Genomic DNA, 12,458 nt, shown 5'->3' with positions numbered 1-12,458 from the left:
TAAGGCCGGTCGCTCTGTTAACATGTCGCGCAATCGCCCCTGCCGTGACGACGTCCGCCCATGCCCCACGCTTCCCGCTCCACCTCCCTGCCTGAACTGACCGCCCTGTTCGGTGCAGTGCAACAGCACTTTCTGAACGTGATCGTGCCCCTCTGGCAAGGACCGGGCTGGAACGCCGACATGGCATTGCCTTACGAGGCGCTGGACGCCGCGCATCAGCCGCTGGCACCGCAGCGCTATCGGGCCATGGCCTGCGCACGGCAGCTGTACCTGTTTTCCAGCCTGATCGGGGTTGTGGATAACGCCGAAGTCCGGGCGGCTGCGTTGTTCCGTTCCCTGCAACGGCACTTCCACGATGCCGAACACGGCGGCTGGTTCTACAGCATCGATCCCCAGGGCAAACCGCTGGATCAGCGCAAGGACCTCTACACCCACGCCTTCATCCTGTTCGCCTGCGCCCATTATTGGGACAAGACTCGCGAGCCGTTGGTGGCGTCGACTTTGAACGCTGCACTGGAAGTCATCGGCCGGCGCTTCGCCACCGGCGACGGCCTCTACGAAGCCTGCCTGGACCGCGACTGGATCACCCTGGAAACCGGCCCGCTGCAAAACCCGCTGATGCACCTGGCCGAAGCGTTCCTGGCCACGCTGGCCGTGCGCGAAGATCCCCAAACCCAGCAGGCGCTGAGCGAGTTATGCACAGCCATGCACAAGCGCTTCATCGAACCGCAACAGGGCGTGTTGATGGAAAAGCCGCTGGGGGCTGTGGATAACTGGTTTGAGCCGGGGCATCAGTTCGAATGGTATTTCCTGCTGGAATCCTCACCGCTGCTGCGCGGCTCGAAACTGCACGCGGCACTGGATCGTACGTTTTCCTTCACCGAACAACAGGGCGTCGAGGCCGACACCGGCGCGGTGCTGGCCATGCTTGATCCGCAAGGACACAGGAAGGATTCGACCCAGCGCATCTGGGCCCAGGCCGAATACCTGCGCGCCCTGACGTTGCGTCCGGGCAGTGAAAGCGCGGTGTTGCGCCAGTTGCAGGCGCTGCAACAGCGCTTCCTGCATGCCGGCGGCTGGCACGAGTGCCGTGACGATCAGGGCGAGGTCAGCCGCAAGGACATGCCGTCGACCACGCCGTATCACTTGGCGACCTGCTATGCCGGTCTGACTGAATATCTACGCTAACTGACCCTCCGCCATCGCCAGCAGGCTGGCTCCCACAGGATTTGCATTCCAATGTGGGAGCCAGCCTGCTGGCGATTGGTCCTCAGGCAATCCACTTCCTGTCGCCAGTGAAGCTGATGGTCAGCCAGCGCGCCGCGTCCGGCTTGCCCAGCTTCGCGGAAATCTCCTCACGCAGCACATCCAGCTGGCCGACGTTCTGCAGCCGGTAATCCGCCGGCAACACCACATGAATCTCGATGAACCGCGCCCGCCCGTGCTTCTGCACGTAGGACACGTAATCGTCGAAACCATGCTCGGCCTTGGCCGCGTCCATTACCTGGCGTACCTGATCGTCCAGCGTGTCCGGCGCAATGCCGAGCACGTCCTGCAGCGCCGGGCCGAGGATCTTGAAGGCTGGTGGCAGCATGGTCAGGGCCAGCACGATAAGGATCAGCGGGTCGACAAATTTCGCCCACTCGCCATAACCCTGGGACTTGAGCAGCAACGCCGCGAGGAAACTGATCAACAGGCCCACGGACAGCATCGCGTCCACCAGCCAGCTGATGTTGTCGAACTGGATCAGACTCGATTTGAGCTTGCGATTGCGGTGGCGCACGTAGAAGAAGTAGGCGAACTCGACAACGGTGAACACCGCTGCGTAGATGATCACCAGTCCCAGTTCGATTTCACGACCGCCATTGATGATGCCGAACACGCCATTGAGAAACGCGTAGATCGCAATCAGCAGCAGGAAACTGCCCTCGATCAGCAGCACCATCGGCTCCAGGTGCCAGAAGCCGAACTGGAATCGGTGATTGCTTTGTTTGGCGATCAGCTTCGCGGTGATCAGCATCAGGACTTTGATGAAGGTTGCAATCAGCGAAAAAAAGCCATCGAACAGGATGGACTGGGAACCCGAAACAAAACCGGTGGCGATCCCGGCGATCGACACGGCGAACATCAGGATGGTCGATTGTTTGAGCAGTGACTGCTCACCTCGGTTACTCACTTTGACTCCTCGAAAAACCTTGAAAACCGCGAGATGCGGCGGGTTGTTGAGGAGTGAGTCTACCTTACTGCCAGATTCTGGCCGATTTGCCCTCTTCGCCAGCCCGCTGGCGAAGAGGGCAAAACCGTATCAAGCCTTGTTACGCTCGATGGCGAAACCCGCCCAGGACTGGCTCACCGGCATCAGCTCCAGGCTATTGATGTTGATGTGCGCCGGTGCATTCAGCACCCAGAAAATCGTCTCGGCAATGTCCTGCGGCTGGATCGGCTCGGCACCGGCGTAGGTCGCGTCATAACGCGCCTGATCACCGGCGAAACGCACCAGCGAGAACTCGCTCTCGCACAGGCCCGGCTCGATGTTGCTGACGCGAACGCCAGTGCCCTGCAGGTCACAACGCAGGTTCAGCGAGAACTGTTTGACGAACGCTTTGGTCGCGCCGTAAACGTGGCTGCCCGGGTACGGGTAGTTACCGGCGATGGAACCAAGGTTGACGATGCCGGCGCCGCGACCGTGGGCGATCAGACGCGGCAGCAACAGGCGAGTGCTGTACATCAGGCCTTTGACGTTGGTGTCGACCATGGTGTCCCAATCGTCGAGATCGCACTTCGGTGCCGGGTCCACGCCCAGCGCCAGCCCGGCGTTGTTGATCAGGCCGCGCAATTTGGCGAACGACGGCGGCAGGTTGGCAATCGCCTCCTCCATCGCCTTGCGATCACGCACGTCCAGCACCAGGCCATGCACTTCGGTCTGCTTCGACAGCTCGGCGCACAGCGCGTTGAGGCGTTCTTCACGACGACCGGTCAGCACCAGTTTCCAGCCGGCCTCGGCAAAACGACGGGCACAGGCTTCACCAAAACCGGACGTCGCGCCGGTGATAAACAGGGTGTTGGACATCGTGTTCTCCTTGCTTCGACCACCCGGGGCAGCCATTGGAATAGAAAATCAGCGGGCAGCATGCCCGGCCCTGCATTCACGAGCAACCACCGGCGGGCGTGGATTTCTGCTCAAAATTTGATCAACCCTCGCAACGCCTTGACGGGCGTGGCCTGTAGCCACATGCACGCACGTTATCCACAGTCCCTTCCACAGTTTCCGGGGGCAAGTGGAAATGCGCAAAGCCGCGCCACACAAGGCTTTGCGCCGCAAAAGCAAAGTTTTTCGCTTGACCCTGATCTGCCGATTATGCCGGGCAAGGCATTTTGCACGACCGGCCGATTACGGCGGTGATTGCGCAGGGCCAGTAATCACGGCCCTTAGCGGAGTCTTTCCAGAGTTTAATCACAGACTTATCCACAGGCTTGCCCACATGCAATCGTCTGTTCTGCCGCGGCTATAAAAAGGTTGACAAACGGGTACCCTGCAACAGTGAAAAGCCCTGATCAAAAAACAACCACGCGCCCGCAAGCCACGGTTTTAAAGGCTCTCAGCCAGCTACTCCCACGTTATTCACAGCCGGTTCCACAGCAAACGGGGACAAGTCAAAACTGTGGAAAAACAGCGATTTGCAGCGTCTATATGTCGCGCTTTGGCAGGTTGGGGATTTTGTTTTCCACAATTTCGGGAATGGCGTGGATCGTCGTGGATTGTGGATACAAAAAAGCCCCGAGACTCGCGTCCCGGAGCTCTGTATATCTATGGCAAATCTGAATACTCAGTGCCCGCCGAGATAGGCGTTACGCACCTCCTCGTTCACCAGCAGCTCCTTGCCGGTGCCCGTCAGGCGAATCTCACCGTTGACCATCACGTATGCCCGGTCGGACAGTTTCAACGCATGGTTGGCGTTCTGCTCGACGAGGAAAATGGTCATGCCGGTTTTCGCCAGTTCCCGCAGGGTGGCAAAGATCTGTTTCACCACGATCGGCGCCAGCCCCAGGCTCGGTTCATCCAGCAGCAACAGCTTGGGCCGGCTCATCAGCGCCCGAGCAATGGCGAGCATCTGCTGCTCGCCGCCGGACATGGTCATGGCACGCTGGGTACGGCGCTCTTCGAGCCGCGGGAACAGCTCGAACATGCGCTGCATGTCTTCCTTGGCGTACTTGTCGCCGATCGGAATGGTGCCCATCAGCAGGTTTTCCTCGACGGTCATGTCGGGGAACACCCGCCGTCCTTCCGGCGACTGCGCGATGCCGTTGGAAGCGATGTAGTGCGATGACTTGTGGGTAATGTCCACGCCCTGATACAGAATCTGCCCGCCCGCCGCCCGTGGCTGGCCGAAGATCGACATCAGCAGAGTGGATTTGCCGGCACCGTTGGAGCCGATCAGGCTGACGGTTTCCCCTTCGTTGATCTGCAGCGAAACGCCTTTGAGGGCCTGGATCGGGCCGTAGAACACGTCCAGATCCTTGAGTTCGAGGATGGGTTGCGTCATACGACTTCCTCTTCGTCGGCGCCCAGGTAGGCAGCGATCACTTTCGGATCGTTACGAATGGCATCCGGACCGCCCTCGGCGATGACGATGCCGTGGTCCAGCACCACAATGTGATCGGAAATGCTCATTACCATGCCCATGTCGTGTTCGATCAGCACCACGGTCAGATCATGCTCGTCGCGCAGCAGCCGGATCATCGCGCTCAGCGCTTCGGTTTCCTGAGGGTTGAGGCCGGCGGCCGGTTCGTCGAGGCAGATGATCTGCGGCCGCGTGCACATGGCCCGGGCGATCTCCAGCCGGCGTTGCTGGCCGTAGGACAGTTCACCGGCCAGACGGTTGGCGCAGTCCACCAGATCCACCACTTCCAGCCAGTAGAACGCGCAGTCCAGTGCATCGCTTTCAGCCTTGCGATAGCCCTTGGTGTTGAGGATGCCGGCCAGCATGTTGCGGTTGACCCACATGTGCTGGGCCACCAGCAGGTTTTCCAGCACCGACATTTCCTTGAACAGGCGAATGTTCTGGAACGTCCGGGCCAGGCCCGCGCGGTTCACCAGGTGGGTGCCGCCGAACATCTTGTAGTACAGACGACTGGCGAAGTTTTTCGGCGAGACGAAGTCGGTCGGTTTGAAGGATTCGCCCAGCAGTTTGATGACGTTGGTCTGCTGACCGCGCACGTTGAGTTCGATCTTGCCGCCGGAGGCCTTGTAGAACCCGGTCAGGCAGTTGAACACCGTGGTCTTGCCGGCCCCGTTGGGGCCGATCAGGGCGAAGATCGAATTGCGTTTGACCTTCAGGCTGACGTCGCTCAAGGCCTTGATGCCACCGAAGTGCATCATCAGTTTTTCAACAGAGAGTACGACTTCACTCATGGCGCAGTCCTCTCATAGTGAATGGCACCTTTGCGTGGAGTGACCCCGGTACGGCTGATGCGGATCAGCCCGCGAGGTCGCCAGATCATCATCAACACCATCAGGATCCCGAACAGCAGCACGCGGTATTCGGCAAAGCCGCGCAGCAGTTCCGGGGCAACGGTCAACACGAACGCTGCGATCACCACGCCGATGGTCGAGCCCATGCCGCCGAGCACGACGATCGCGAGGATCAGCGCCGATTCGAAGAAGGTGAACGAGGTCGGGTTGACGAAGCCTTGATAAGTGGCGAAGAACACACCTGCCAGACCCGCTGTGGACGCACCGATGGTGAACGCCGAGAGCTTGACCAGCACGTGGTTGAGGCCCATCGAGCGGCAGGCGATCTCGTCTTCACGCAGGGCTTCCCAGGCGCGGCCAACCGGCATCTTCACCAGACGATGCTTGATGTACAGCACGGCCAGCACCACCAGGAACAGCACCGCATAGATGAAGTAGTACTTCACGTCCGGGTTGTAGGCGATGCCGAAGAACTCGTGGAACGGTACCCCGCCATCCTTCGCCCGCTTGCCGAACTCCAGACCGAAGAAGGTCGGCAGAGGGGCCGGCATGCCGTTCGGACCGCCGGTCAGGGACAGCCAGTTGTTGAGAATCAGACGGATGATTTCACCGAAACCCAGGGTCACGATCGCCAGGTAGTCGCCGTGCAGGCGCAGCACCGGGAAACCGAGGATGCAACCGGCAAGGCCAGCCGTGATCGCTGCCAGCGGCAGCACCGTCCAGAAACCCAGGCCGAGGTACTGATAACCGAGCGCCAGACCGTAGGCGCCGATGGCGTAGAACGCCACGTAACCCAGGTCGAGCAGGCCGGCCAGACCGACCACGATGTTCAGCCCCAACCCCAGCAGCACGTAGATCAACCCGAGGATGACCACGCCCAGCAGGTAGGAGTTGGACACGAACGGCACGGCCACGGCCAGTACGATCAGCAGCGGGATGATCCAGCGCAGGCGGGATTTGTGATCGGCGGGCAGCACATGTACGCCGGATCCGGTGCTCTCGAATCCTTCGAGGATGCGCAGGCCCTTGGGGGTTTGCAGGAACAGGCTGAGGGCAAAACGGCCAGCCATGACGATGGCAATGATCCACGCCACGCGGGTCGGTTCGAGGTTGAAGCTGTAGCCGTCGAGTACCACGCCGACAATCGGCCCGAACACGATCAGGGCGATCAGTCCGGCGAGAATCGCCTCAACCAGGCTTTTTTTGACATCAATGGATTTTGTAGTGGTTGAAGACATCGCTTACACCTTCGACACAAGAGGACGGCCCAGCAGGCCCTGAGGCCGGAAGACCAGAACAAGTACGAGCAGCGAGAAGCTGAACACGTCTTTGTAGTCGGAGTTGACCAGGCCCGAGAACAGCGACTCGGAGATCCCGAGGATGATCCCGCCCAACATGGCGCCGGGCAGCGAGCCGATCCCGCCGAGCACCGCGGCAGTGAACGCCTTGATGCCGATGACGAAGCCTGCGTAGAAGTCGAACGTGCCGTAGTTCATGGTGATCAGCACGCCGGCCAGGGCCGCCATCGCTGCACCGATGATGAACACATAGGAAATCACCCGGTCGGTGTTGATCCCCAGAATCGAAGCCATCTTGCGGTCTTGCTGGGTCGCGCGGCACATGCGGCCGAGCTTGGTGTACTTGATCACGTAGGTCAGCAGGCCCATCCCGACGAACGCCGCGACGAGAATGAAGATCTTGGTGTAGGTCAGCTGGACGAAGCCCGAGCCGACGTCGATGCGCCAGGCGCCGGTGAGCAGCGTCGGAACACCCTGTTGACGGGCGCCCTGGCTGATCTGGGCATAGTTTTGCAGGATCAGGGAGATACCGATGGCGCTGATCAGCGGTGCCAGTCGGGTGGAGTTGCGCAGTGGTTTGTAGGCGATGCGTTCGATGACCCAGCCATACACCCCCGTGACGACGATGGTGAAGACCAGTGTGCCGAGCATCAGCAGCGGGAAGGATTCGATACCGAAGTAAGCCAGCAGAGCCAGACTGATTGCCGCCAGGTAAGCGGAAATCATGTAAACCTCGCCGTGGGCGAAGTTGATCATGCCGATGATGCCGTAGACCATTGTGTAGCCGATGGCAATCAGGCCATAGACCGACCCGAGGGTCAGGCCGTTGACCAGTTGCTGCAGGAAAATACCATCCATAACGCAATCTCACGCAGTGAGAACCTGCACGCCCTGGGGCGCGCGGTTCTTCTAGGAAAAATACAGATTTACGTCGGAGCAATGTCAGAGCGCATTCAGCCCGACCACCACAGGATCCTGTGGGAGCGAGCCTGCTCGCGAAAGCGGTTGATCATTCAACAGCGATGTTGCCTGTCAGTCCGTCTTCGCGAGCAGGCTCGCTCCCACATGGAACAGTGGAGGTCAGCCGATCGCGTCAGCCCTTACTTCTGTTTTTCCAGCTGGTGATATTTGCCATCCTTGTCCCACTGGTAGACCACGTAGTCGGAGACCTTCAGGTCGCCTTTGGAGTCCCAGGTCTTCTCGCCCATGACGGTCTTGACCGGGTTTTTCTTCAGCCAGGCAGCGGCCTCCTCGCCCTTGTTCGACTTGGCGCCATTGAAGGCGGCGGCCAGTGCCTGAACCGAAGCGTAGGCGTACAGGGTGTAGCCTTCAGGCTCGGTGCCGGCCTTGCGGAAGGCATCCACGACAGTCTTGCTTTCCGGCAGCAGACGCGGGTCGGCGCCGAAGGTCATCAGCACGCCGTCGACGTATTGCGGGCCGCCAGCGGTGGTCACCAGTTCGTCGGTCACGATGCCGTCGTCAGACATGAACTTCACGTCTTTCAGGCCTTCGGTACGCAGTTGCTTGACCAGTGGACCGGCTTCCGGGTGCAGGCCGCCGAAGTAGACCACGTCGGCACCGGCTGCACGGATCTTGGTGACCACGGCGCTGAAGTCTTTCTCGCCACGGGTCAGGCCTTCGTACAGCACCGGCTTCACGCCGCGTTTTTCCAGTTGAGCCTTGGTCGCATCGGCCAGGCCCTGACCGTAGGTGTCCTTGTCGTGCAGCACGGCCACTTTCTTGCCCTTGAGCACGTCGACGATGTAATCGCCGGCAACGATGCCTTGCTGGTCGTCACGGCCGCACATACGGAACATGGCGCTCAGGCCGCGCTCGGTCACTTGCGGGTTGGTGGAACCCGGAGTGATGGCGATGATCCCGGCTTCGTCGTAGATCTCGGACGCAGGAATGGTGGAGGACGAACAGAAGTGACCGACCACACCGGCGACTTTCTGGTTGGTGAGGTCCTTGGCGACCGTCACCGCCTGTTTCGGTTCGCAGGCGTCATCGCCTTTGACCAGGACGATTTTCTCCCCGTTGACGCCGCCCGCCGCGTTGACCGCATCGGCCGCCGCTTGGGCTCCCTTCATGTACTGCTCGCCAAATGCCGCGTTGGCGCCGGTCATGGGGCCCGCCACACCGATTTTCACATCAGCTTGTGCAAACGCAGAAACACCCAGCGCAGTAGCGACTGCGAGGGCCAGAAAGCCTTTCTTGTAAAACGTCTGGGACATGAGGTGGTGCTCCAAGGTTTTTTTTAGTTGGCACTGCGACTTCACTGGATTGCTCAGAGCAAGGGCCGTGCCATCGGTTTTTTATTCTTCAAAAAGTCGCTGCTTTCTTGTTATTTCGACTGTTTCGTTCCCATTTTCATTGGGCGTGCAACCGTCTAAACCGCGGAAGGTGAAACCATTTGTTTTTTCAGGCGCAACCCGCACGCGCCATCATTGCAACCGCGGCGCCAAACGACGTGCAACCAGCCTGTAACAGCCCGCGTCACCGAACTGCACACTGCTGGTGCGGGACTGCTACAACCCGCACCATTACAGGCTAGTCGCTACATCGAAAAGCGCCGCTTCCGGCAACATATTTCAACACTCAGATAACGATGCGCAGGCACTGGCCCGCGTGATACAGCGAGAACCCGGCCTCGTACAGGCAACTGCGCAAGCCCACACCTGCCAGGGGCTGCATCGGTGCGAAAGGAATCGGCAATGCCTGAGGATTTCCGTTACACAGGTAGTCGGCGAAGGCCTTGCCGACCACAGTGCCGGTGGTCACGCCACGGCCGTTGTACCCGGTGACGGCCACCAATCCGGGGGCCGGCTCGAACAAGCGCATCAAGTGATCGGGGGTGAACGCAATGCGCCCGGTCCAGGTGCATTCCCATTCGACGGGCTTGAGGTTGGGGAAATAATGCTGCTGTACCCGGTCGGCCCAGGCCTTGAGAAACCAGGTCGGTTTCTGATTGCCGTTACCGAGGCTGCCCAGTAGCAGACGTCCATCCTTGTCGCGGCGGATGCTGCTCAGCACCTGGCGGGTATCCCACGAGCCCTGCCCGCCGGGGAGGATTTCCTGGGCGGCGTCTTCGGTCAGCGGCACCGAAGCGACCTGATAGTAGTAACCGGGGAAGAAATTGCGCTTGAGCTCGGTCCAGTCGCCTTCGGTGTAGGCGTTGGAGGCAATCACCACTTGTTCGGCCAGCACCGAACCCTGCCCGGTCTGCACCGACCATTGCTGGCCCTGACGTTCAAGGCGGGTGACCGGGGAATGATCGAACATTTGCCCGCCGAGACTCGCCACGGCTTTCGCCAGCCCGGTGACATACGCCATCGGGTTGAGCGTACCGGCACGCCGGTCGAGCAGCGCGGCGGCAATCTTTTGCGTACCGGTCGCCTGTTCACAGGCCTTGCCGGTCAGCAGTTCGACCGGTGCCCCCCGGCGTTTCCACTGTTCCTCGCGACTGCGCAGATCCGCCTCGCCCTTGGCGTTGTGCGCCATGTGCAGGGTGCCTTCGCGGCGCAACTGGCAATCGATGTTGTATTTATCCACAAGGCTGAACACCAGCGCCGGCGCCGCACCGAGCATGCGGTTGAGCTGACTGCCGACCGCCTCGCCGAAGCCGGCCTCGATCTCGTCCGGCGGAATCCACATCCCGGCGTTGACCAGCCCGACGTTGCGCCCCGACCCGCCATGCCCGGCGCGATGGGCTTCGAGCACGCAGACGCTTTTGCCCTTTTCCAACAGATGCAGCGCCGCCGACAGCCCGGTGAACCCGGCGCCGATCACGCAGACATCAACCTTGACCTCGCCCCTGAGCGCCGCGTTATCCGGTCGTTGCGGCGTGAGTTTTTCCCACAGACATTCTTCGCGTAACGGCATTGCCAGACTCCAACAGAAACCTAACAAACACTGCATACCCTGTGGGAGCGGGCTTGCCCGCGAAAGCGGTATATCAGCCAATATCCATGCTGACTGACCCAGCGCTTTCGTCGGAACGCCGCCCGGAGCAAACCCGCTCCCACATGGGGATCTCCACTTGACCGAAGGGATCAGTCGAACGTAATGCCCTGCGCCAGCGGCAACTCCAGCGAGTAGTTCACGGTATTGGTCTGCCGGCGCATGTACGCGCGCCACGCATCCGAGCCCGACTCACGACCACCACCGGTTTCTTTTTCACCGCCAAACGCCCCGCCGATCTCCGCGCCGCTCGGGCCGATGTTGACGTTGGCGATACCGCAGTCGCTGCCGACCGCCGACATGAATTTCTCGGCCTCGCGCACATCGGTGGTGAAGATGCACGACGACAGGCCCTGCGGCACGGCGTTGTTCAGGCGCAGCGCCTCTTCAAAATCGCTGTAACCGACCACGTACAGGATCGGCGCGAAGGTCTCGCTGCACACCACGTCGCTCTGCTCCGGCATTTCAACGATGGCCGGCGACACGTAGTAGGCATTCGGGAATTGATCTTCCAGCTGGCGCTTGCCGCCGAACACCCGACCGCCCTCGCTCAGCGCCTGCTCCAGCGCGTCCTGCATGTTTTCGAAGCTGTGTTTGTCGATCAGCGGGCCGATCAGGTTGCCTTCCAGCGGGTGACCGATACGGACCTTGGAGTACGCGGCTTTCAGTCGGGTGACGATTTCTTCTTTCACCGATTCATGGGCGATCAGGCGACGCAACGTGGTGCACCGCTGGCCGGCGGTGCCGACGGCGCTGAACAGAATGGCGCGCACGGCCATGTCCAGATCGGCGCTCGGGCCGAGGATCATCGCGTTGTTGCCGCCCAGCTCGAGAATGCTGCGGGCAAAGCGTGCGGCGACTTTCGGCGCCACTTCGCGACCCATGCGAGTGCTGCCGGTGGCGCTGATCAGCGCGACACGCGGGTCATCCACCAGCGCTTCGCCGGCATCGCGGCCACCGATGATTACCTGGCTCAGGTGCGCCGGGGCATCGCTGAAATTCTTCAGTACGCGCTCGAACAGCGCCTGGCAGGCCAGCGCGGTCAGCGGAGTCTTTTCCGACGGTTTCCACACCACCGGGTTGCCGCAGACCAGCGCCAGCGTGGTGTTCCACGCCCACACCGCGACCGGGAAGTTGAACGCACTGATCACACCGACCACGCCCAGCGGATGCCAGGTTTCACGCATGTGGTGGCCCGGACGCTCGGAGGCGATGGTCAAGCCGTACAACTGGCGGGACAGGCCGACGGCGAAGTCGCAGATGTCGATCATCTCCTGCACTTCACCGAGGCCTTCCTGCGTGATCTTGCCCGCTTCCCACGACACCAGTTCGCCGAGGTCGGCCTTGTATTCACGCAACACTTCACCGAACTGACGCACCAGCTCACCACGACGCGGCGCCGGCACCTTGCGCCATTGTTCGAACGCATGATCTGCGCGACTGATGTGCTGCTCCACTTCGGCCGGGCCTTCCCAGTTCACGGCGCCGATGCGGCTGCCGTCGATGGGCGAATGCACCGGCACTTTGCCGTTCTGGTACAGGGCCGGGTTCACACCAAGACGATCAAGCAATGCGGCAACCATGGGTCACTCCTCAAGCAAAAAACTGAATGTGTGCGGGCGCGTTTTCACGACCGGGCAGGCCTTTAGTTGTAGCGTCAGGAAGGCTGTGCAACAAACGACCTTTACGCGAGATATCATTCCGTTTATTCATGCTGCGCAGAAAGA

General features: G+C 60.8%; 10 protein-coding genes. 1 reads left to right on the top strand and 9 read right to left on the bottom strand.

All coding sequences use genetic code 11. The features are described 5' to 3' along the window. Positions 1-60: 60 nt before the first annotated feature. Positions 61-1,188 (top strand): AGE family epimerase/isomerase, encoded by a 1,128-nt coding sequence (locus tag J5M72_RS12740; RefSeq protein ID WP_207865617.1) that lies wholly within the window; start codon positions 61-63, stop codon positions 1,186-1,188. 82 nt (positions 1,189-1,270) lie between these two features. Here J5M72_RS12740 and J5M72_RS12735 read toward each other — a convergent pair whose 3' ends face one another. The 9 genes from J5M72_RS12735 to J5M72_RS12695 form a co-directional block, all read right to left on the bottom strand. Beyond that, positions 1,271-2,176: a cation diffusion facilitator family transporter gene (locus tag J5M72_RS12735; protein WP_207865616.1), complete on the bottom strand. Its 906-nt coding sequence runs from the start codon at positions 2,174-2,176 to the stop codon at positions 1,271-1,273. Positions 2,177-2,305: 129 nt separating this feature from the next. Continuing rightward, on the bottom strand, positions 2,306-3,070 hold the full coding sequence (locus J5M72_RS12730; RefSeq protein ID WP_207865615.1) for an SDR family oxidoreductase: 765 nt from the start codon (positions 3,068-3,070) through the stop codon (positions 2,306-2,308). Positions 3,071-3,827: 757 nt separating this feature from the next. Further along, positions 3,828-4,544, bottom strand: coding sequence for an ABC transporter ATP-binding protein (locus J5M72_RS12725; RefSeq protein WP_007950655.1), 717 nt, complete (start codon positions 4,542-4,544; stop codon positions 3,828-3,830). Beyond that, entirely contained in the window at positions 4,541-5,413 is an 873-nt protein-coding gene (locus tag J5M72_RS12720) for an ATP-binding cassette domain-containing protein (RefSeq protein WP_169428635.1), read from the bottom strand. The genes J5M72_RS12725 and J5M72_RS12720 overlap by 4 nt, the downstream gene beginning before the upstream one ends. Beyond that, positions 5,410-6,711, bottom strand: a complete 1,302-nt coding sequence (livM, locus tag J5M72_RS12715) for a high-affinity branched-chain amino acid ABC transporter permease LivM (protein ID WP_169428634.1) — start codon at positions 6,709-6,711, stop codon at positions 5,410-5,412. Before livM ends, J5M72_RS12720 begins: the two co-directional genes overlap by 4 nt. A 3-nt stretch (positions 6,712-6,714) precedes the next feature. Next, complete coding sequence (locus tag J5M72_RS12710) at positions 6,715-7,629, bottom strand: branched-chain amino acid ABC transporter permease (RefSeq protein WP_007950661.1); 915 nt, start codon at positions 7,627-7,629, stop codon at positions 6,715-6,717. A 242-nt stretch (positions 7,630-7,871) separates the two neighbouring features. Continuing rightward, positions 7,872-9,005 (bottom strand): ABC transporter substrate-binding protein, encoded by a 1,134-nt coding sequence (locus tag J5M72_RS12705; RefSeq protein ID WP_169428633.1) that lies wholly within the window; start codon positions 9,003-9,005, stop codon positions 7,872-7,874. Positions 9,006-9,369: 364 nt separating this feature from the next. Continuing rightward, the gene (locus J5M72_RS12700; protein ID WP_207865614.1) at positions 9,370-10,653 is read right to left on the bottom strand and encodes an FAD-binding oxidoreductase; all 1,284 of its coding nucleotides are present in this window, start codon (positions 10,651-10,653) and stop codon (positions 9,370-9,372) included. 170 nt (positions 10,654-10,823) lie between these two features. Further along, positions 10,824-12,314 carry an aldehyde dehydrogenase family protein gene (locus tag J5M72_RS12695; RefSeq protein ID WP_179692844.1) on the bottom strand — a complete coding sequence of 497 codons (1,491 nt, stop codon included), beginning with the start codon at positions 12,312-12,314 and terminating at the stop codon, positions 10,824-10,826. Positions 12,315-12,458 lie beyond the last annotated feature (144 nt).

This window comes from Pseudomonas sp. 58(2021), from assembly GCF_017491585.1.
GTDB lineage: Bacteria > Pseudomonadota > Gammaproteobacteria > Pseudomonadales > Pseudomonadaceae > Aquipseudomonas > Aquipseudomonas fluorescens_BT.
This window is presented reverse-complemented; position numbering and strand designations above follow the sequence as displayed.

Coding starts and splice junctions, on each gene's coding strand:
- J5M72_RS12740 (WP_207865617.1), top strand. CDS start 61: ATGCCCCACGCTTCCCGCTCCACCTCCCTGCCTGAACTGACCGCCCTG.
- J5M72_RS12730 (WP_207865615.1), bottom strand. CDS start 3,070: ATGTCCAACACCCTGTTTATCACCGGCGCGACGTCCGGTTTTGGTGAA.
- J5M72_RS12725 (WP_007950655.1), bottom strand. CDS start 4,544: ATGACGCAACCCATCCTCGAACTCAAGGATCTGGACGTGTTCTACGGC.
- J5M72_RS12720 (WP_169428635.1), bottom strand. CDS start 5,413: ATGAGTGAAGTCGTACTCTCTGTTGAAAAACTGATGATGCACTTCGGT.
- livM (WP_169428634.1), bottom strand. CDS start 6,711: ATGTCTTCAACCACTACAAAATCCATTGATGTCAAAAAAAGCCTGGTT.
- J5M72_RS12710 (WP_007950661.1), bottom strand. CDS start 7,629: ATGGATGGTATTTTCCTGCAGCAACTGGTCAACGGCCTGACCCTCGGG.
- J5M72_RS12705 (WP_169428633.1), bottom strand. CDS start 9,005: ATGTCCCAGACGTTTTACAAGAAAGGCTTTCTGGCCCTCGCAGTCGCT.
- J5M72_RS12700 (WP_207865614.1), bottom strand. CDS start 10,653: ATGCCGTTACGCGAAGAATGTCTGTGGGAAAAACTCACGCCGCAACGA.
- J5M72_RS12695 (WP_179692844.1), bottom strand. CDS start 12,314: ATGGTTGCCGCATTGCTTGATCGTCTTGGTGTGAACCCGGCCCTGTAC.